This is a genomic window from Ignavibacteriales bacterium (assembly GCA_016709155.1).
GTDB lineage: Bacteria > Bacteroidota > Ignavibacteria > Ignavibacteriales > Ignavibacteriaceae > JADJEI01.
Genome location: JADJEI010000014.1, coordinates 93017 through 112171, shown reverse-complemented (window position 1 = coordinate 112171; position 19155 = coordinate 93017). Strand labels below are relative to the sequence as shown.

20 protein-coding genes and 1 tRNA gene are annotated in these 19155 nt (G+C 33.5%); 2 read left to right on the top strand and 19 right to left on the bottom strand.

What is annotated here, in order from left to right; genetic code table 11:
* Positions 1–651: 651 nt before the first annotated feature.
* Positions 652–1629: a hypothetical protein gene (locus IPH11_19265; protein MBK6915691.1), complete on the top strand. Its 978-nt coding sequence runs from the start codon at positions 652–654 to the stop codon at positions 1627–1629.
* A 76-nt stretch (positions 1630–1705) separates the two neighbouring features.
* Positions 1706–2248 carry a hypothetical protein gene (locus IPH11_19260; GenBank protein MBK6915690.1) on the top strand — a complete coding sequence of 181 codons (543 nt, stop codon included), beginning with the start codon at positions 1706–1708 and terminating at the stop codon, positions 2246–2248.
* A gap of 27 nt (positions 2249–2275) precedes the next feature.
* On the opposite strand, the gene IPH11_19255 is transcribed toward IPH11_19260, so the two are convergent.
* From IPH11_19255 to IPH11_19165, 19 genes are all read right to left on the bottom strand, one after another.
* On the bottom strand, positions 2276–3025 hold the full coding sequence (locus IPH11_19255; GenBank protein MBK6915689.1) for an NADH:ubiquinone oxidoreductase: 750 nt from the start codon (positions 3023–3025) through the stop codon (positions 2276–2278).
* A gap of 114 nt (positions 3026–3139) precedes the next feature.
* Positions 3140–4615, bottom strand: a complete 1476-nt coding sequence (locus IPH11_19250; protein MBK6915688.1) for a hydrogenase — start codon at positions 4613–4615, stop codon at positions 3140–3142.
* Between the two features lie 60 nt (positions 4616–4675).
* Complete coding sequence (locus tag IPH11_19245) at positions 4676–6130, bottom strand: hypothetical protein (GenBank protein ID MBK6915687.1); 1455 nt, start codon at positions 6128–6130, stop codon at positions 4676–4678.
* Positions 6130–6762, bottom strand: coding sequence for a hypothetical protein (locus IPH11_19240; protein ID MBK6915686.1), 633 nt, complete (start codon positions 6760–6762; stop codon positions 6130–6132). The genes IPH11_19245 and IPH11_19240 overlap by 1 nt, the downstream gene beginning before the upstream one ends.
* A 233-nt stretch (positions 6763–6995) precedes the next feature.
* On the bottom strand, positions 6996–7388 hold the full coding sequence (locus tag IPH11_19235; protein MBK6915685.1) for an NADH-quinone oxidoreductase subunit H: 393 nt from the start codon (positions 7386–7388) through the stop codon (positions 6996–6998).
* Positions 7389–7445: 57 nt separating this feature from the next.
* Complete coding sequence (locus IPH11_19230; protein MBK6915684.1) at positions 7446–7919, bottom strand: NADH-quinone oxidoreductase subunit H; 474 nt, start codon at positions 7917–7919, stop codon at positions 7446–7448.
* Positions 7910–9478, bottom strand: a complete 1569-nt coding sequence (locus tag IPH11_19225) for a hydrogenase (protein MBK6915683.1) — start codon at positions 9476–9478, stop codon at positions 7910–7912. The genes IPH11_19230 and IPH11_19225 overlap by 10 nt, the downstream gene beginning before the upstream one ends.
* Positions 9479–9623: 145 nt before the next feature.
* Positions 9624–9890 (bottom strand): hypothetical protein, encoded by a 267-nt coding sequence (locus IPH11_19220; GenBank protein ID MBK6915682.1) that lies wholly within the window; start codon positions 9888–9890, stop codon positions 9624–9626.
* Positions 9890–10081, bottom strand: coding sequence for a PTS sugar transporter subunit IIA (locus IPH11_19215; GenBank protein MBK6915681.1), 192 nt, complete (start codon positions 10079–10081; stop codon positions 9890–9892). The genes IPH11_19220 and IPH11_19215 overlap by 1 nt, the downstream gene beginning before the upstream one ends.
* A gap of 5 nt (positions 10082–10086) precedes the next feature.
* The gene (locus tag IPH11_19210; GenBank protein MBK6915680.1) at positions 10087–10560 is read right to left on the bottom strand and encodes a PTS sugar transporter subunit IIA; all 474 of its coding nucleotides are present in this window, start codon (positions 10558–10560) and stop codon (positions 10087–10089) included.
* A gap of 3 nt (positions 10561–10563) precedes the next feature.
* Entirely contained in the window at positions 10564–12282 is a 1719-nt protein-coding gene (sulP, locus tag IPH11_19205) for a sulfate permease (protein ID MBK6915679.1), read from the bottom strand.
* Positions 12283–12525: 243 nt separating this feature from the next.
* Entirely contained in the window at positions 12526–12885 is a 360-nt protein-coding gene (locus IPH11_19200) for a hypothetical protein (protein MBK6915678.1), read from the bottom strand.
* An 11-nt stretch (positions 12886–12896) separates the two neighbouring features.
* On the bottom strand, positions 12897–13997 hold the full coding sequence (locus tag IPH11_19195; GenBank protein ID MBK6915677.1) for a cytochrome c3 family protein: 1101 nt from the start codon (positions 13995–13997) through the stop codon (positions 12897–12899).
* Entirely contained in the window at positions 13994–15073 is a 1080-nt protein-coding gene (locus IPH11_19190; GenBank protein MBK6915676.1) for a cytochrome b N-terminal domain-containing protein, read from the bottom strand. The genes IPH11_19195 and IPH11_19190 overlap by 4 nt, the downstream gene beginning before the upstream one ends.
* 7 nt (positions 15074–15080) lie before the next feature.
* A complete protein-coding gene (locus IPH11_19185; protein MBK6915675.1) occupies positions 15081–15536 on the bottom strand; it encodes a Rieske (2Fe-2S) protein in 456 nt (151 codons plus the stop codon).
* A 343-nt stretch (positions 15537–15879) separates the two neighbouring features.
* Positions 15880–17268 (bottom strand): sigma-54-dependent Fis family transcriptional regulator, encoded by a 1389-nt coding sequence (locus IPH11_19180; protein ID MBK6915674.1) that lies wholly within the window; start codon positions 17266–17268, stop codon positions 15880–15882.
* Between the two features lie 9 nt (positions 17269–17277).
* On the bottom strand, positions 17278–18135 hold the full coding sequence (locus IPH11_19175; protein ID MBK6915673.1) for a GHKL domain-containing protein: 858 nt from the start codon (positions 18133–18135) through the stop codon (positions 17278–17280).
* Between the two features lie 8 nt (positions 18136–18143).
* Positions 18144–18974 carry a hypothetical protein gene (locus IPH11_19170; protein MBK6915672.1) on the bottom strand — a complete coding sequence of 277 codons (831 nt, stop codon included), beginning with the start codon at positions 18972–18974 and terminating at the stop codon, positions 18144–18146.
* Between the two features lie 101 nt (positions 18975–19075).
* Positions 19076–19149 (bottom strand) — tRNA-Arg (locus IPH11_19165).
* Positions 19150–19155 lie beyond the last annotated feature (6 nt).

Sequence of the window (19155 nt, the reverse complement as noted above, 5' to 3'; positions counted from 1 at the left end):
GCAAAGTAAATAGTTTGTTGTGTAAAACTTGGACCGTTAAGGCTCAGAGTTATTAATAAAAAAATCCAATTTATTTTGAATATCTGTTTCATTAAGAATATTTGAATCTTTCCTTTCGTTTATTAATCTTCTTACTTCTATTACCTGTATATTCATAATTCTTCCCTTTTCGGAAAAAAAAGTAAAAATTTATTAAAAATATTTTTTGTTTTGTTTTTAGCTTGTTTTATGGGCTATGCGTATTACCCGCACTCGTTAGTTACGGATTGAATCTAAATGATTTTTAAGGAAATAAAATCTCATTTTCATCCTTCTGCCAATATTGCCAAACAAAAACAACTATTAATACAGTCACTTCGTTTTTAGCGTGTTTTAGTTACAAACAGCTATTGCTCACCTATTGCTTAGCTATTATACTCCTATTGGCTTTTAATTATACCTTGCAGTTATCTTATATTTTTTACGCCATATTGGCTGTCCATAACTTGCTAAGTTTTGTAAAAGCCCGAATGAATTATTCGTAGCACAGACAATCCTGTCTGTGCTAACCTTATATAGGTGTACAAAAATATTATATTAATAAAAATGGAAAATTCTTTTTCTCCACTCATTATATTTTTGGTATTCCATTTTTTATTAGTTTAGCCCTGTATGAAAAACTCCTTTTCTATACTTGAAATATTAAATGCAATTTGTGATGACAACATTACACGACTTCAAATAAATCAACTCGTTGTGGTATGTCAAAAAATAGCTCATACTTATTTGAAGTATCGCTATAAGAATATCAGTAAAGCTCTGCTCGCTGAAGATGTCAGCTTAACAGAGATGTCTATCGAATCAATTGTTCATTTATTCGAGCGTGATTCAAACGGTGTATTCATTAGGTTAAAAACCTTAATACATAATTGGCAGCCGCAAATCGAAACTGAAGAAAGCGCTTTGTACTTTCTCAACTCTTTAGTCTCTAAGTCCTCAGAAAATTATGTAGCGCAGCTTTTACGAACCTCTGATCCATTCTTTTCTAAAATTCTTGATTCGGTGAGTTATAAAATTGATAAAGAAAAATATTGTAAGAAGCATTTTCTCGGTATCACATACATTGTTCAGGATGATAGGGAACATCAGCCTGATTCACTTCCGGATGCTGATTTTATAAATTCGCTTCCGGCTGAGCTGTTTTCATCAAAGAAAATGCTTGAAAAAATATTTTCTTATATCAAAGCTCAAACGAATAAAACGCCGGCTATTCCGATTAATGCTTTAGTGATGCGAATAAAAAAATTGAATGCTGCTGAATTACTAAATGACGGAACAGTTGAGGTAGAGGATAAATTTGAGGTTAATAGAATTGTTGATAAAGCCTTAAAGAGTACATTTGAAAAGATGCGGGTATCCTATTTAGCGCAGCATAAGTTGAATGAATTTGAAGTGAGCGGAATTGAGAAGGCTTTGCAAAGTATTTCAACAGATTTGAAGGATGGAGGAGTAAGTCCCGGATTATATAAATATTTATTTGAGCAGTTTATTGAAATATCATTAAGCGATTATCAAAAAAAATATCAGAATATATTCGAGTATCTATTTAAAATCTTTAAAAAAGAAATTACTGACCTTATAAAAAATTAAATAAAGCCGCTTTTCCGTAAAAACATATTTTACGAATATTATAATGATAGAATGAACATATTAAGGAACTATAAAAATGATAAATGAACAAGAACTGTTTGAGTACGTTTTTTCTCCGCAAAATTTGAGTGCGGAAAAGATACGTGAGATTGAACAGGGGGAGTCAATGAGGGAAGCAATAGAATTTTATAAGAATCTGAAACTTAATCTATCTAAAAAAGTTGATGAATCATTAAAAATAAAATTGGCAGAAAAGATCAGCGCCTATACCTTACCAAAAATATTTACGCTCTATCCGAATCATATCAAGTGGGAAAACGAACCTCGTAAATCAAATATCCTCGCTGCTGATACTTTAGAGGATGAGTTAAAAGTTAGTGCAAAAACTTATGCAGATAAAGAAAATAATTATCTAATTAGAACAGTTTCAACGGGAAACGTGACAAAGATTTATGTTTTCTCTTTCACTCAAATGATTGTTAAAGACTTTTATATTGTATTAGAACCCTCGAAGGAAAAATATCATGTAATGGATAACAGCCAGCCTTTTGTAATTGAAAAAATAATTGATGCTGAATCAATCACAATTGAATTTAACTTACCTGTAGAAAAATCTTAGCTAAATTCCGGAAGGGAGGGATTCCCATTATTTTTTATCTAACCAATCCAATAATCCATTTATAAATGTTAGTGGATGTGGGGGACAGCCGGGAATGTAAAGATCAATTTTATTTTCTTCTAAAAAATTACTTTGTATCGAATCAGAATTTTGAAATATTCCTCCACTAATTGCACAAGCACCGAACAGAATAATTATTTTGGGATTTGGAACTGCTTCGTAACAAAGCTCTATTGCGTTTGTCATATTCTGTGTTAATGGTCCTGTTATAACAATTCCATCTGCGTGGCGAGGTGAAGCAACAAATTCAATTCCGTATCTTCCTAAATCAAAATTAACATTGCTTAGTGCATTCAACTCAAGTTCGCAGCCGTTACAGCCGCCGGCGGAAATTTCTCTCAGCTTTAATGATTTACCAAAATATTTTCTGATTTTTTGTGAAGCGATTTCAGGCGAAATTGATTTTACTTGTTTTGTGATTATTAGTTTTTCTCTGCTATCAACTACTGTATGATATTCATTTGTGAAATGAATAATCTTTTCCGGACAAACTTCTTCACATAAAGGACAGAAGACACATAAGCCCAAATCAATCTGTACAGGATTTAAATTGATTGCGTTTGTTGGACAAACTTCTGAACATTTGGTACAACCAGCTTGACATTCTTTGTCTTCAATCCTTGGTAACCCACGAAATAGGGGAGGAAGTTTTACACTTCTCACATCGTGAATTATTGGATCGCCTTGCAGCAATCTTATTTTTATTGCGTCATTCATAAATTATTTTTCTACTTGTTATGTCATTCCCACGAAAATGTCGAATCTACTTTACTCCAAGTAATTGGATTCCTGCTTACGCAGGAATGACAAGTATCATTTGCCAATAAATTATTAAAGATCATGTCCTGCATACGATAAATCAAAACTTTTGTTACATAAAGGAAAATCTGAAATAGCTGTTTTGCGTAAAGCTAAACTTAATCCGTACCAATTATTAAATGATGGATCTTTGATTTTATATTGAGTTAAATTTCCGTTTTCATTAGTAAAAGCGATATGAACAATTTCGCCGCGCCATCCTTCAACAATAGAAACGACACCGGAATTATTTTTTATTGCTCCCACATTGGATTTTAATTCGCCTGATGGAAGATTATCCATCTGATCAAAAATAAATTTAAGTGATTCATCAATCTCCAATGCACGTAACCTTGCACGCGCAAAAACATCTCCGCTTGAGAGAGTAATCATAGAAACGGGATTATAACGATAGGCGCTATACGGAAAATTTATTCTTGCATCTTCTTCTAAAGCAGATGCACGTGCCGTCAGACCAACCAAGCCAATAGTTTTTGCAAGATCATTAGAGACTGAGCCTGTATCTTCAAATCTTGTAAGCACACCAATTGATGAAAAAAGATAGTTGTTAATTTCTGCAACATCATTACGAATAACTTCAAGATTTTTCTTTACAACATTTATTATATCGTCATTAAAATCAAATCGAACACCGCCATAAATAAATAAACCTCTGCCAGAACGAGAGCCGCAAAGTGCCAGTAAACTATTTATCGCAAGCGTGCGAAGTCTTCCGTAAGATGATGAAGGCAAAGCAAAACCAACATCATTAGCAACGCCGCCAAGACCGGATAAGTGCATTGCAATCCTCTCAATTTCAGAAGCGATTGTTCTGATTACTTCAGCGCGCAGACTAAGTTGTGTTTGTGTTAAACTTTCGATTGCACTGCAATGTGCAAAAGTATGACCGATTGTTGTATCACCAGCAATTGATTCAGACAGAATAATTCTTTGATCTGAATTTGATTGAAGTAAAAGTTTTTCTACTCCACGATGCTGATAGCCTAAATTTATTTCAAGATTGTAAACGAGTTCACCGTGGCATTGAAATCTAAAATGACCGGGTTCAATTACTCCTGCATGGATAGGACCGACCGCAACTTCGTGAACTTCTTCACCTTCTAACTTATAAAAGTGATACGGTTTATTTCCAAGAATAACATTTTGTTTTCTAACCGGACGAAGCCAAGGATGATTGAGCGGAACGTATCCATAATTTTCGGAGAGTTCACATTCAAAATAATTTGTTTGAGGAAATTCATTTGCAAAACTTTCAAACTCCAATTTAGATTTATCAAACTGACCACCAATAATATTAATTGATGAAGAAGCATTATCAGTAACTACAGCTATTATTTTTTCTGGAATATTTTTATCAATCGGTGTAAGAGCAATTATTCGATAGCCATTTGATAGAGCACTGCGTACATTATTTTGGAAATCATCAACAGTTAAAAATTGAATTGATGAAACATCAAAGCGCTGATTATTTTGCAGTTGAAGACTCATGTGCTTATCTCAAAATAAAATGGATTCCTGCTTTCGCAGGAATGACAGACAAAATTATTATTAAAGTGTAATTCCAAAATCTTTTCCAACGGTTAATATGTTTTGATAAATAATATCAGGTGAAGTTATGGCAATTGTAACTAATAAAATCAGGAGTAAAATTGCTGCAAGATGAATTATATCAAACTTTTCATTCGCAACTTCATTAGAATCATCTGATGTTTTTTTATAAAGCATTGTAAAAATAATCTTACCCATGTTTATAAAAATGAATAACATAAAAATCATCACTAAAGCAAGAACATAAGGTTTATCAGAAAAAAGAATTCCTTCAAATATTTTTATTTCACTAAAAAATATACCAAATGGTGGAATGCCGGAAATAGCAAGATAAGCAATCAAGAAAAGCCATCCTGTTTTGGGTAAAATGTTCATTACGTTTCTAACTTTATCAACTTCACGTGATTTGAATTTGCTATGAATATTCCCCGCACTTAAAAACAAAACTATTTTGGTAATTGAATTATATATTGCGTGGTACATTGCACCAATAAAAGCAATGCCGCCAGTTGCAATTCCCAGTGTGATCATCCCTAAATGCTCAACGCTTGAATATGCAAGCATTCGTTTATAATTATTTACTTTAAACATAAATACAAAAGCAGTAAACAGAGATAGCAATCCGCCAATGATTAGTATGGTTCTTGCAAATTCAAACGAAGATGTTTGAGTTATAATTTGAAAAATTCTCATCACACCAATTAAAGCTGTAAGACGCAGCGAACCTGACATAAGTGCAGCAATAGGACTTGGCGCATTGCTTGTTGCATCAACATCACCAGAGTGCATTGGTGCTGTACCTATTTTTGTACTCAATCCAACAAAAATGAAAATAAAACTTGCTTTAAGCCAGATTGGATTTAATTCTTTTGCATTTCGGATAAACTCCCAGAAAAATAGTTGTTTACCTTCGAGCGAAGTTCCATTGGCAGAAAGTGTTAAGAATAAAATTCCGATAAACGCAAATGCAATTCCAACCGAAACTAAAAACAAATACTTCCACATTGCCTCAAGAGCTTCCTCATTTCTATAGTAATAAATTAAAGGCGCTACAGATAAGGTTGTAGTTTCAGCAGTAACCCAGTACATTCCAAAGTGGCTGCTTAGCATTGCCGCTGAATTTGATGCGAGGTAAAAGTTAAGTAAAAGGAAATAATACCTTTGACCTTCGGTTGCTTTTGTTGTAACGGGGCGTTTCAAATAAGCGTATGAAACAAACACAACCCAAAAGTAAACATTGGAAAGGATCATTAAAAATATTTTGCTTAAAGAATCAAAACTGAAAAATGTTGGAAGCTGTATATGGTAAATTCCAAGAAAGACCATAAGCGTTACAAATAGATGCACGAGACTTACTACCAAAGATACATTGTATTGTAAGCGAAGATTCTTTACAAAGTAACAGAACAAAGCTGTAAACAGCGGTAGTAGTATTAGTATTGAAAATCCTAACATCAGTCTTTTAACCTTCCAAGATCAGAAACTTCAAAACCTTCAAAGGTGCTTCGGATTTTGTTTAATGCAATTCCCATTAAAAAAACAACAACAAAAACATCGAGCAAAACACCGAGTTCAATCATCATCGGAAGTTCTGATGCAACGGCAGTACCGAAAAGAAAAATTCCATTTTCTAATACAAGGAATCCACAAACATGAACAATAAGTTTTTTCCTAAATATGATTATATAAATTCCAATTGCTATTGCAGAAAAGCCGCTTGCAAAGGGGATAACATCAAGTTCGGTATTTTTTGAAATTATGCTTGAAGTAAGAAAAATAATTATCATTGTTGTAATTACTAAAAGCAAAAATACTATTTGCTGAATTGTTGGTTCAATAACTCTTTTGATATCAAGATCAAGAATAATTTTATTGATGTAGCGCGGAACTAAAATAACTTTTACAATTAAAAGAGTGATTGGTAAAATTATTCCGAAGATCGAAAAGTTTTTTATGAATGGCAGAAAGACAAGAATTGATAAGAGTAATCCTTGAATTTGCAGCACGGCAACGTAGCTTTTAACTCTTGGAGTTACAGAAACATAAAAAATTGTGAGACAAAAAAGTATGCTTAAAAGATTTTCCATAGAATTTTAACAATAGAAATATTTATTTCGAACACGGTCAAACTCGTCATTCCCACGAAAGTGGGAATCTAATTTTGCAAAGTACAGTGGATTCCTGCTTTCGCAGGAATGACAAGTGAATGTTCTGTCATTCTCGTGTAAACGGGAATCTAATTCCTCAAAGCATAGGAGATTCCTGCTTTCGCAGGAATGACAAGTAGAATTACTTTGAATTTTATTCAATAATTTATTTTTCATTTTGTAAAAGTGTAAATCAATAAATTTAATATTCCGATTGCAGTTGCAAATAACAAATATTGTGGAATGCTTTTCATTTTATATCTTGAGGTAATAGTTTCTACAACAGCAAGTGAAAAACTTAACACGATGCTTCCAACTATAAATATTAATATCCCAATTAGGTAGCTCTGCTGGCTGAATGGATAAAAGAATGATATTTCAAGAACAGAGTAGATGAATAACTTTATGTAGCTTGAGTATTGATAGAGGAATAGATCCAAGCCTGAATTATCAAGTATCATCACCTCGTGAATCATTGTCAACTCCAGATGAGTATTTGGATCATCAACAGGCATACGTGAACATTCTGTAACTGCAAGCATAAATACTGAGATTGAACATATCACAATAAAAACTTCATAAGAAATATTATCAAGCTGGATTGAATGATAGATATCAAAAAGTTAAGTATAGCCGCTTATGAAAGAAATACTTCCAATAGTAAAAAAGAAAATTGGTTCTGCAAATAAGGCAAATGTTGCTTCGCGTGCTGCGCCCATGCCTTCAAATGAACTGCCGATATCCATCGCCGCAAGTATTTGGAAAAATCTTGACAATCCTAAAATGTAGGCAAATAAAATTATATCACCATTAAAACTTACAAGTGGTTTCCAAAATCCTACGGGCAGCATTGCCGCAGCCACAATAAGTGTGATAAAATTTATTAATGGTGAAACACGACTGATAAAAGACGATGTGCTTGCATTGATTGTTTCTTTTTTAAAAAGTCTTTGCAAGTCATAGTATGGCTGTAAGGTTGGCGCACCAACTCTTCCTGTTAGTTTTGCCTTTTGTTTGTTCACAATGCCAACAAACAAAGGAGCTAATCCTAACAATATTAATACAGAAGCAATTCCTTGTAATATAACTATGACCATAAGAATGCTATGAAACTATAAATTGTAATGATGATCAAAATGAAACCGATGTAATAGCGAATATCGGTTTGACTTAGGAATTTAATTTTTGTTACGAGAAAACTTAAAAACCTAAATGAAGGTAAAACTATTTTACTATCAACAAAATCATTTGAATGACTTTCAAACTTTGAAGAAAGAGGATAAGCATTTTTTGAAACTTTAATCTTTTTATGATATACTAAAATAGATTTTGGAATTTCATTTAACTCATCGGCAAAAGATGAAGCTGTGTATTGCATTCGTGGATTCAGGTTTTCATAGCCGCAGCCCCAGGCATCAGAAGTTCTTCTCCCAAATTTCTTTTCAAGTTTAACTTTAAATAAATATAGAAAGAAAATTCCAAGTGCTATGAATGAAAATATCAAAGTAAAATACAGCCAATCAATATTAACTAATGCCGAAGAAGGATGAGTCGAAACAAAATCACTTACAATAACTTTATTGACTATTCCAATAAATGGCTGCGGATAAAATCCAATCACAACACAAAGAAGAGCAAAGATTCCAAGTGAGATGTAATCATAAACTGAAGTGTGAAAATGTTTTACTTCTTTCCGTTCACTTCCTAAAAACATAATTGAATTTACTTTCGTAAAACAAGCAACTGCAAGTCCGCCAACAAAAGCCAAACCAACAACAAACATCAACATTAAAATTGGGTAATAATTTTTTAACTCGTTTGCTGTTTTAAAAAATCCGGTGTAAATGATAAACTCAGAAATAAATCCATTGAAAGGTGGAACACCGCTAATCGCAACTGAACCAATTAGAAAAAGTAATGCAATGTATTTAGCGCGATGAACAATTCCGCCCATCAATTCGATGTTGCGTGTTCCAAGATTTTGATACACAACTCCGCTGCCAATAAACAAAAGGCTTTTAAATATTGCGTGATTAAGTGTGTGAAGAAGTGCTCCGCCAAATCCTAAAACTTCGACAGCAGGTAGATTATTTGCAGATCCGATAAATCCAATTCCAATTCCAATCCCGATGATTCCAATATTTTCTATTGAGTGATATGCAAGCAGTCGTTTAATATCGTGTTGAGCAAGCGCATACCAAACACCAAATATTGCACTGATGATACTAATAATTAAAATAAACCATCCAGCCCATTCGGGCACAGGTTTGATAAAAAGATAAGTTCTTAAAATTCCGTAGATGCCCATCTTGATTATCACACCGGAAAGAAAGGCGCTTAAAACAGTTGGTGCGATTGGATGAGCTTGCGGCAGCCAAAAATGAAACGGCATAAATCCAGCTTTAATTCCAAATCCGATAAACGATAAAAGAAAAATTATGGGAACAACAATTCCAGTTGAGAATGAAAGATGATAATCGCTAAAGAACCAGCTTCCGGTTTGCTGATGAAGCAGGAAGAACATTATGTACAAAATAAAGATTAAAACATGTGAAGCAGCGAAATAATAAAAACTTCCTTTTTGAACCTCTTCTTTTTCTTTTTCTAACAGCATTGCAAGGTAGGCTGACATACTCATTACTTCCCAGCTAACCAAAAATAAAATTGACTGATTTGCAATAACTATAAACTGAGTTGAGATCAGAAGAATAATATAAAAGGTAACAAAACTTTTTATGGATTTTTTTCTTCGATGTAATGCTGAAGATAAGAAAAGTTAAAAATAGTTGTTGGGATTGCAACTAACTGAATGATGAATAGGAAGTATGTTCCCAAACCATCAAGCGAATAAAATTATAAAAAATACTGTGTGAAGAAAATTCATTGGAAGAAAAAAGTGCGGAGGACAAAGTGGAGATCAGACCTAGTGCTAATCCAATTAACAAAACTGTGTTTGCAGCAAAGAGCGCTTTGTGTTGATCTTTAATAAACAAAAATGCGATAGAGATAAACTGAATCGCAAAGGCAGATGTGAAGAAAATATTTTCCGAATTAAGTAAACCGTTCATTAAGATTTATTTCTTGTCTCCTCAATCTTTGTAATTATATCTAAAATTTCGTTGCACTCAAGTCTGTTTTCCAACGCAAATCTAAATGTTTCTTTTGAAAGTAAAAAACTTAAATGAGCGATCAAACTTAAATGCTGCTTTATTGTTTGAGAGATTAGCATAATTAAAGTATGAACGGGTTTACCATCAATTGATTTTAAATCAAGTGGTTTATTTGGAAAGAAAAATTTATCAGTGGTTTATTTCTTCCCACCATAAGCGGTACGCGAGGGTGGGGAAGACTTATTCCGTTTCCAATAGCTGTGCTCATCATTGATTCCCTGCTTTTAAGAAGCTGCACAATAATTTCCTTATCAACATTTTTTTCAAAATTTATTTGTGAAATCATTTGTTCGAGATAACCAGCTTCTGTTAATTCACAATCATAATGAAATGAATCTTTATCTAACAAAGTGCCCAAAGTTTCTATGTGATATTCACTTAATTTCTGATGACCTGAAACGTTGATTGGAAGGTTGTGTCCAAGCGCCCATTCGATTATCTGGTGTTTGTTAAAAACAACTTTGTCGTGAAGATGTTGAAATGGAATTTCATTTTTCTTAATCAACTGCTGAACTTCTTTTTCGGGAAGCATTAGCAAATGAGAAATATCTTTTATGTTAAGTTCCATCTATTATTTTGTCTCCATATCTCTCTTAACAGTTGGAATAAAATCTTTTGGTCTGCCTATCTTTGGCAAACCAAGTACTTCTCTCGCACGATCAAGTGCATCATCAATATTACCATGAATATTATCTTCGCCATACAGATCAAAAATACCTGCTTGTGTCATTGCGTATAAAGGCTGTGTATGAACTCCGGAAAGAATCATGTGCGTTTTTTGCTTTATCGCATCGTGATGAAAATCTTTTAGAGTTTGCAGTCCGGTTGCATCAATTGCAGGCACGTTTCTCATTCTTATAATCCTTACCTTTGGCGGCTTTTCTATAACAGCCATTTCATCTTTAAACTTTTTCGCAGCACCAAAGAAGAATGGTCCGTTAATTTCAAATACTTCCACACCTTCGGGAATTTGTTTCTTATCAATTGCATTAGGATCGGGCTGGTCTTCTTCATCTTCAAGCTCACGAGTAATAACGCTAACATTAGAAACTTCAGACATACGCTTCATAAATAGTAAAACTGAAAGTACCATTCCAATCTCGATTGCAATCGTCAGATCAAAAATAACAGTTAAGAAAAATGTAGTTAATAAAACTGCAACATCGCTCTTAGGACTTTTTAATAATGATTTGAATGCGTGCCATTCACTCATATTGTATGCAACAATAATAAGTATTGCAGCTAATGTAGCCATAGGAATTAATTTTGCATAACTGCCAAAAAATAACATTATCAATAAAAGTGTTAATGCGTGTATGATTCCAGCAACAGGCGTTCTTCCACCGTTTTTAATATTAGTGGCAGTTCTCGCAATAGCACCGGTAGCGGGTATGCCGCCAAATATTGGGACAATAATGTTGGCTAAACCCTGTGCAATTAATTCCATATTGCTTCTGTGCTTACCGCCAATCATTCCGTCTGCAACAACTGCAGAGAGAAGTGATTCTATTGCTGCAAGTATTGCTATTACAGTTGCAGGTCCAATTAAGTTACGCACTATAGTTAAATCAATTTCATAAAAACTTGGGGAAGGAAGATTTGAAGGTATCTCGCCAAATCTGCTTCCAATTGTATCGACAGGAAGTTTGAATATAATCACAATAACCGTTGTTACAATAATTGCAATTAATGAACCTGGAATTCTATGTGTTACCTTTGGCCAGAAAATCATTATTAACAATGCCAGCATTGCAATGCCAAATACATTATAATTTATTGTTGAGAAAGTTTGAAAGTATGCCATCCATTTTTCGTGAAACTCGGCAGGTACTTTTTCAATAGTTAATCCAAAAAAATCTTTTACCTGTGTAGAAAAGATCAGCAGAGCAATACCGCTTGTAAATCCAACAACAACAGGGTAGGGTATGAATTTTATCAGCGAACCAAACTTAACCAATCCCATTATGACTAAAATTATACCCGCCATTATAGTGGCAATTGCCAGACCGGTTGTTCCATACTGCTGAACAATTCCGTAAACAATAATAATGAATGCGCCGGTTGGTCCACCAATTTGGACACGGCTGCCGCCAAAAAAGGAGACTACAAAACCTGCAATGATTGCAGTGATAATTCCTTTTTCAGGTGTAACACCGGAAGCGATACCAAATGCAATTGCAAGTGGAAGTGCAACGATACCAACGATAACGCCGGCAGTCGCATCAGAAATAAATTGTTGTTTATTATAATTTTTAAGTGTGGTAAAAAATTTGGGTTTTAAATAGGGCATAGATCATTTCCGAAACTATTAATAAAGAACTTCTAAAATTTTGAACGCTAATTTACTCATTTTAAAAATTCATACCAATTTTGTTCAAATTTCTATTTTCAACAACGAAGGAAGTACTTTAGAGACATCTGAAAAATTCTAAATTTCATTCCCGAGAAAACGAAAATCCATTGATCTCTTCCTGGATCCCTATGGCATTGCCATGGAAATGACAGATTGTGGCGATGCAATAAGAAGTCTTGATTAGTTGGAACTTTGTTTCTTCTCTAATTTTTTTATAAAGATATAAATGCTTAAAGCAAGAAGACTAATAACCAAAATGGAAGCCACTAAGCCATATCTTCTGAAATAGAAATCATCAATAGAAGCTGTTGCTTCTTCAATAACTATTTTACTTGTTGTCAAACCTTTGCCGTCAACTACCTCCTTAAACTTTTCTAAATCGAATGAGTGAATCATAGTTCTTGATTCCAGCCGGGCTTGCCGAATATCTTTTAATTTAAATTTCGATTCACTGATCTCCATGCCTTTTTGTTCTGCTTCTTCAATTAGAAGTCCGGCAGTTTTTTCAGATGATTCTAATCTTACTAAAAGTTCTTTCATTTGTTTGGCGATTAAATAACCTTTTTGTTTTCATTTTCTTTATGGCATTTTGAACAAACTGCATCATCAGTAACACCAAGCATACTGATGGTAGGGGGAGCAATTTCATGATTTCCATGACAGGTTTCGCATTCGGGATAATTTTTTTCATCAAATGCTTTTTTGTGCGGACTGTTAGAAAATAATTCTGCATTTAGTGCGTGACAGGATCCGCATACTTTTGAAATTGATTCAACTCCGGGGGGAACTGCACCGTGATTTCCATGACAGCTATTGCAAGCCGGCGCATTGATATCTTTCTTTTCTAGTAATGCTTTTCCATGAACGCTTGATGAAAATTTTTGAAATTGATCAGTTGGTATGTGATAGCTTTTCATATAGTCGGCATCGCTGTGGCATTTCGAGCAAGTCTTAGGAACATTCAATGGATAAACTTTTGAGTTAACATCTTTAGTAGATTTTATATCGTGACTTCCATGACAGCTTGCGCACTCAGCAGTTTTGCTGTCACCTTTTGAATTTAATATTCCGTGCTGACTTGTTTTATATTTTTGAAACTGATCAACAGGTAATGATGGATTGAATGTTCGCATAAAAACTTCGTTGCTATGACAGGATGAACATGTTTTGGGAACATTCAATGGATAAACAGGGGAGAGGGGATTCTTTACTGAAACTATCCCGTGAGCATTATGGCAAGTAGTACATTGAACCATGTGCTCTTTTCCACTCAATGATAATTTCCAATGCACGCTTGATTTTAGATTTTCATATTGATTTGTAGGCAGATTCGAACCATATCTTTGCATTTTATCTTTATCGGCATGACATTTAATACATTTTTCCGTTATCCCATCACCTTTAGGAACGCCGGTGAAACCGATTTTGGGATTCATAGCTGCATCCATATCATCATTTTTACTATCTCCACCATGACAGGCAGAACAGGAAATTCCCTTTAAATGATGAATATCTTTTTTAAATAATTCTGCTTCTTTGCTTCCTAACATTTCGTGACATGTAAAACACTGATCTTCCTCTTTGGTTTCTTGAGCAAGAGTAAAAGCTGCTGATAAAATTAATAATGTAATAATTAAATAATACTTTTTCATGATAACCATCCAAGCATAGTTAGAATAATGATGAAAACAACGGCAAAGATTCCCAGGTAATTAATTATATAATTTTTTTCCCCGCGTGAAGATTTTCGATCCCAAAACGGAACGAATAACCAGAGCACCCCGGCTAATCCAAATAATAGAATACCAACGACCTCGCCTTCAATAAATAAAATATTAGCGGGTAAATATTTTAGGCTTTGAAACATAAAAAGAAAATACCATTCAGGTTTTATGCCTGCCGGAGCCGAGCCAAACGGATCAGCTTTCTTACCAAGTTCCGACGGAAAAAAGACTGCGAGGATTGCGAGAATATTTAAGACAACTAACCAGAATAATAAATCACGCAAAAGAAAGTTTGGGAAAAAGGGCATTGTCTTTTTTTCTTTCTTTGGAATTGATTCAAAGTGCATTGGTTCACTGATTCCTTGTCTCTGAATTAATATTAAGTGTATTAAAAGAAAGAAAGTAAAAATTCCTGGAAATAAAGCAACGTGAAAACCAAATAGACGTGATAATGTAGCGCCCGTTACATCTTCACTTCCACGAATAAAAATTTTCATTGGTTCACCTATCACCGGTACAGCTCCCGCAATATCAGAACCAACTTTGGTAGCAAAGAAAGCTAATTCATTCCATGGTAAAAGATAACCGCTGAAGCCAAATCCAAGTGCAAGGAAGAGCATTACCATACCTGTAAACCAAGTCAACTCTCTTGGTTTGCGATAAGCTTTTTCAAAATACACACTGAACATGTGAATGAATAGAGATAAAATAAACAAGTTTGCCGACCATGCGTGTATTGATCTGATCAGCCATCCGAACTGAACTTTCGACATTATAAATTGAATGCTTTCGAATGCGAGATCAGCACTTCCTTTATAATAAAGCAGAAGCAAGATTCCAGTAACAACTTGAATTATAAATAGAAAAAGTGAAAGACCTCCGAAATAATACCAGATCGAATGACGATGAACAGGCACATATTTTTTACCCATAAAATTTACTAAGTCCTGCAGATGAACTCTTTCATCAACCCAGGAATAAATATTTTGTAATTTATTTTTCATTTTAAAACTATGCTTTTTTAGATATATAAATTTCATCACCTTTAACTTTAACAACGAATGGATCTAATGGTCGGGGAGGCGGTCCGGAAATATTTCTGCCCGTAAGATCATATTTACCGTTATGGCAAGCACACCAAATTGTACCCATTTCTTTTTTATATTGAACAGTGCAGTCAAGGTGGGTGCAAACAGCAGAAAAAGCAACAAGCTTATCCTCAGCTGTTCGAATTAAAATCACCGGCTTACTCCCAAACCGAATTATCTTGTGAGTTTCTTTTTCAATTTCGGAAAGTTTGCAAGCCAAAACGCTTGAAACTTCAACTTCATTTTGCTTTGGTGGTTTAAGAAATGAAAATAAGGGATAAAGAATTGATGCACTAAATCCAATTCCAGTTATAGACATTATATAGTTTAGAAAACCCCTGCGTGTTGTTTTTTTAGTTGAAGTTTCAGTTTCATTCATATTCAGACACCTTTATTTATTTATTTTTTTTGATTTTAATATTATCAAAACATTCGATAGCAAACAGCATACTTGAATACGCTATATCTATTTTCAAAAATAACTATAAATTTATTAGTTAACACAGAAAAGCGTTTCAACAAAATTCCATTGGAACAGGACAGTCAATTGAAATGCCACTAATAATGTTCAGATAAGTAATCATTTTTTATAATTTTCAAACATTTCCATTACAAGAGATTTAATTTTTCTCTACTTGGGGAATAGACTGTGCATCTAATGTCGCAGTATCAATAAACAATAACTTTAGAAATAAACTTAATTAAGCTCTATTAATGAAAATTTATTTATCATTTTGAATGCGCCAGTCATCAGGGTTGAGGCTGTATTTGCTTATGATTCGATAAATGTTTCGCCTTGTCATCCCTGATTCTTCTGCTACTTTAGTTATGTTGCCGCTATGTTTTTCCATAAGAAATAATAAAAAATCTCTTTCAATTTTTTCGATTGCAAGCTGCTTTGCTTCAGTTAATGAAATTTTTTCGAATTCACTTTTTGAAGATGCGGAAAAAAGATATTTGGGTAAGTCAGCCTGTGTGATTTTATCCGTTTGACAAAATACGAAAGCACTTTGAATAACGTTTTCCAATTCTCTAACATTTCCGGGCCAGGAATAATTCTCAAAAATATTGAGCACATGCTCGTCAATCCCGGAAATATTTTTTTTAGATAAATCATTTGATCTAGATATAAAATAATCTGCAAGCAGTGGAATATCTATTTTGCGTTCTCTTAATGGTGGAATATGAATTTGAACAACATTAATTCTAAAATAAAAATCCTCGCGCAGTTCGCCATTCTCAATTGCTTTTTGCACATCCTTATTAGTAGCGGCTATTATTCTAACATTGAAATCAATCAAATTATTTCCACCCACCCTGGTTAGTTTTCGTTCTTGCAATGCCCGGAGTAATTTTGCTTGAATATGAGTCGGTATTTCAAAAACTTCATCCATAAAAAATGTACCTGAACTGGCGTATTCTAAAAATCCTATTTTTCTATTAGCAGCTCCTGTAAATGCACCCTTCTCATAACCGAATAATTCGGACTCAAAAAGATTTTCCGGAAAAGCTCCACAATTAACCGGTACAAAAGGACCGGCTTTTCTTTGACTCAAAACATGAATTGCCCGTGCAATTAATTCTTTACCTGTGCCACTTTCACCTGTTATTAGAACGTTTGCATCAACCGGCGCCACTTGTTCAACAATATCAAAAACATTTTTCATCGCCTGACTTTTTGCAATTATATTTTGGAAACTGTATTTGTCCTGCAGTTGCGAAATCAGATTTTCTTTTTCTGATTTCAGAGTTTTTAATTCAACCGCTCTTTTTATTTTCATTATAAGATGCTGGCTGTCAAATGGTTTTTCTATAAAATCATAAGCACCAAGCTTCATCGCTTCGACTGCTCTTTCAACAGTTCCAAAGGCAGTAAATATTATAATTGGAATTTCAGGATGATTTTTTTTTATCTGTTCTATAATTTGATTTCCACTAATGTCCGGCATAAATAAATCGCTGATTACTAAATCAAAATTGAAATCATTCAAAAGTGAGATAGCCTTATTACCATCCTGAGAAGTAACGCAATCGAAACCAGAAAGGGTGAGTAATTTTTTTATCCCGTTAAGCATTTCAATTTCATCGTCAATCACTAAAATTTTTATCATAACACTATATCATATTTTTTTATTTGGAAGACGAATAATAAACACCGGACCAGAATCAGTATTTTTAACTTCAATATTTCCTTCGTGTCTCTGAATTATTTTTTTAGAAATGGACAGCCCTAACCCGGTACCCTTCCCATCGGGCTTTGTAGTAAAGAAAGCTTCGAATATTTGATGTATGTTTTGTTCAGGAATTTGATTACCTGAATTATGGATTCTAATTTCAATTCCTGATTGGAAGGATGCGTTTTCAGATTCACCCAAAATTGTTTTAATTGAAAGTGTGATAGTCCCGCCGATTTCCATTTCATCAACGGCATTGTTTAAAATATTTATAAAAACTTGTTCCAATTGAAGCTTATCAAAAAAATAGTCGTATGAATGCAGATCAAACTCCTTAACAACTAAAATTTGTTTTTCTCTAAATCTATGACCTAACAAATAAAGTGAATCTTCGAGTACGGTTATAATATTATTTCGTTGGGGATTATAAGGAATCCTTTTTGAGAAATTCAAAAGACTTCGAGTGTAACTTGAAATTCTGGAAACCTGTTTTTTGATTATCGCAATTTCCTCAGAGTATTTATTATCTGGATATTTTAAGTTTAACGTATCTGCCTGAATGCCAATGATTCCCGCCGGGGTATTGATTTCGTGAGCAACAGTATCCACCAACTCCCCGACAGAAGCAAGTCTCGAAATATGATTGACTTCATCTTGAAATTTCATTTCATTCGAAATGATTTTCTTTTCTTCTTCTGCTTTGATTCTTTTAAGATTAGAGCGATAATTAAAAATGATGAATCCAATTATAATTATAAAAATTATAGTTGAAGAAATAATTAATAAAGAAAGTTTGGACTTCAAATTATATGTTACGTCGGAAAGGTAAGTTGAAATTGATATAAACCAATTTCGGTTTGCGACTTTGATAGGTGAGTAGCCATGATTTTTGAAGGTTCATCACCAATGAGATATTCACTAAAACCAGTCTTATTAACAAGCATATTTTTTTGAATATCGAATGACTGATGACAGGAATTACATTTGCTGGAGCTTTCGAAAATATTTTTTAAAATCATTTTTTTGTGATTAGGATGATAAATCAGAGTACCTTCATCATCTAATACCCAGGCATAATCACTCTTTGAAAGTTGTAAAGGCAGTAAATATCTTTCAAGAATAAAATCAAGATTGAGTTTGATATAAAAAACTTTATTATCAAAAATTCCCGGATTAATTTTTTTACAGAGGTAAAAATATATTTGTCCGCTCGCTGAATTCTCTCTGAAAATATCTGACAAATAGAATTCTTGATTATGAATATTGGTGATATTTTTAATTTCACTTGCAATAGGTGGAGTTCCAAAAATACTTTGATTTTTATTTTCACCTTCCAAAAGATACATCCCAATTATGCCTTCGGTTTTAAAATGATCTAATAGAATACCTAACTCATCGCTATCATAATTCTCGTAAGATAATTGCAGCTTATAAAAAAACGACAGTTCAGTTTGGATGTGCTCAAAAAACATTTGAATTCCAATTGCGGAAACTTGCGACATCTCTAATTGCTTCTTTTGGTGAGAAAGTTTTGCATCATCCAGAATCAAATTGTACCAGGTGTAAACCACTCCGACAAAAATAATAATGGCAATAAAAGAAACTGAGAAATAAAAAATATTAAAAAAATTTTTCTTGATCACAGAATTGAAGAATTAAAATAAAAGTATGATTCATTGACAAATTTACGGATAAAGTTAAACAAGCAGAAGACGAAGAGAGGAAAAAGATTAGGAAAACTTAGTACACCCGCAGGGATTCGAACCCCGAACCTTCTGATCCGTAGTCAGATGCTCTATCCAATTAAGCTACGGGTGCATTTCC

Excerpts from the sequence above, each read along its gene's own strand:
- IPH11_19265 (MBK6915691.1), top strand. The coding sequence starts at position 652 with ATGAAAAACTCCTTTTCTATACTTGAAATATTAAATGCAATTTGTGAT.
- IPH11_19210 (MBK6915680.1), bottom strand. The coding sequence starts at position 10,560 with ATGGAACTTAACATAAAAGATATTTCTCATTTGCTAATGCTTCCCGAA.
- IPH11_19200 (MBK6915678.1), bottom strand. The coding sequence starts at position 12,885 with ATGAAAGAACTTTTAGTAAGATTAGAATCATCTGAAAAAACTGCCGGA.
- IPH11_19190 (MBK6915676.1), bottom strand. The coding sequence starts at position 15,073 with ATGAAAAATAAATTACAAAATATTTATTCCTGGGTTGATGAAAGAGTT.
- IPH11_19220 (MBK6915682.1), bottom strand. The coding sequence starts at position 9,890 with ATGAACGGTTTACTTAATTCGGAAAATATTTTCTTCACATCTGCCTTT.
- IPH11_19230 (MBK6915684.1), bottom strand. The coding sequence starts at position 7,919 with ATGGTCATAGTTATATTACAAGGAATTGCTTCTGTATTAATATTGTTA.
- IPH11_19185 (MBK6915675.1), bottom strand. The coding sequence starts at position 15,536 with ATGAATGAAACTGAAACTTCAACTAAAAAAACAACACGCAGGGGTTTT.
- IPH11_19255 (MBK6915689.1), bottom strand. The coding sequence starts at position 3,025 with ATGAATGACGCAATAAAAATAAGATTGCTGCAAGGCGATCCAATAATT.
- IPH11_19245 (MBK6915687.1), bottom strand. The coding sequence starts at position 6,130 with ATGTTAGGATTTTCAATACTAATACTACTACCGCTGTTTACAGCTTTG.
- IPH11_19250 (MBK6915688.1), bottom strand. The coding sequence starts at position 4,615 with ATGAGTCTTCAACTGCAAAATAATCAGCGCTTTGATGTTTCATCAATT.
- IPH11_19195 (MBK6915677.1), bottom strand. The coding sequence starts at position 13,997 with ATGAAAAAGTATTATTTAATTATTACATTATTAATTTTATCAGCAGCT.
- IPH11_19180 (MBK6915674.1), bottom strand. The coding sequence starts at position 17,268 with ATGATAAAAATTTTAGTGATTGACGATGAAATTGAAATGCTTAACGGG.
- IPH11_19240 (MBK6915686.1), bottom strand. The coding sequence starts at position 6,762 with ATGGAAAATCTTTTAAGCATACTTTTTTGTCTCACAATTTTTTATGTT.
- IPH11_19260 (MBK6915690.1), top strand. The coding sequence starts at position 1,706 with ATGATAAATGAACAAGAACTGTTTGAGTACGTTTTTTCTCCGCAAAAT.
- sulP (MBK6915679.1), bottom strand. The coding sequence starts at position 12,282 with ATGCCCTATTTAAAACCCAAATTTTTTACCACACTTAAAAATTATAAT.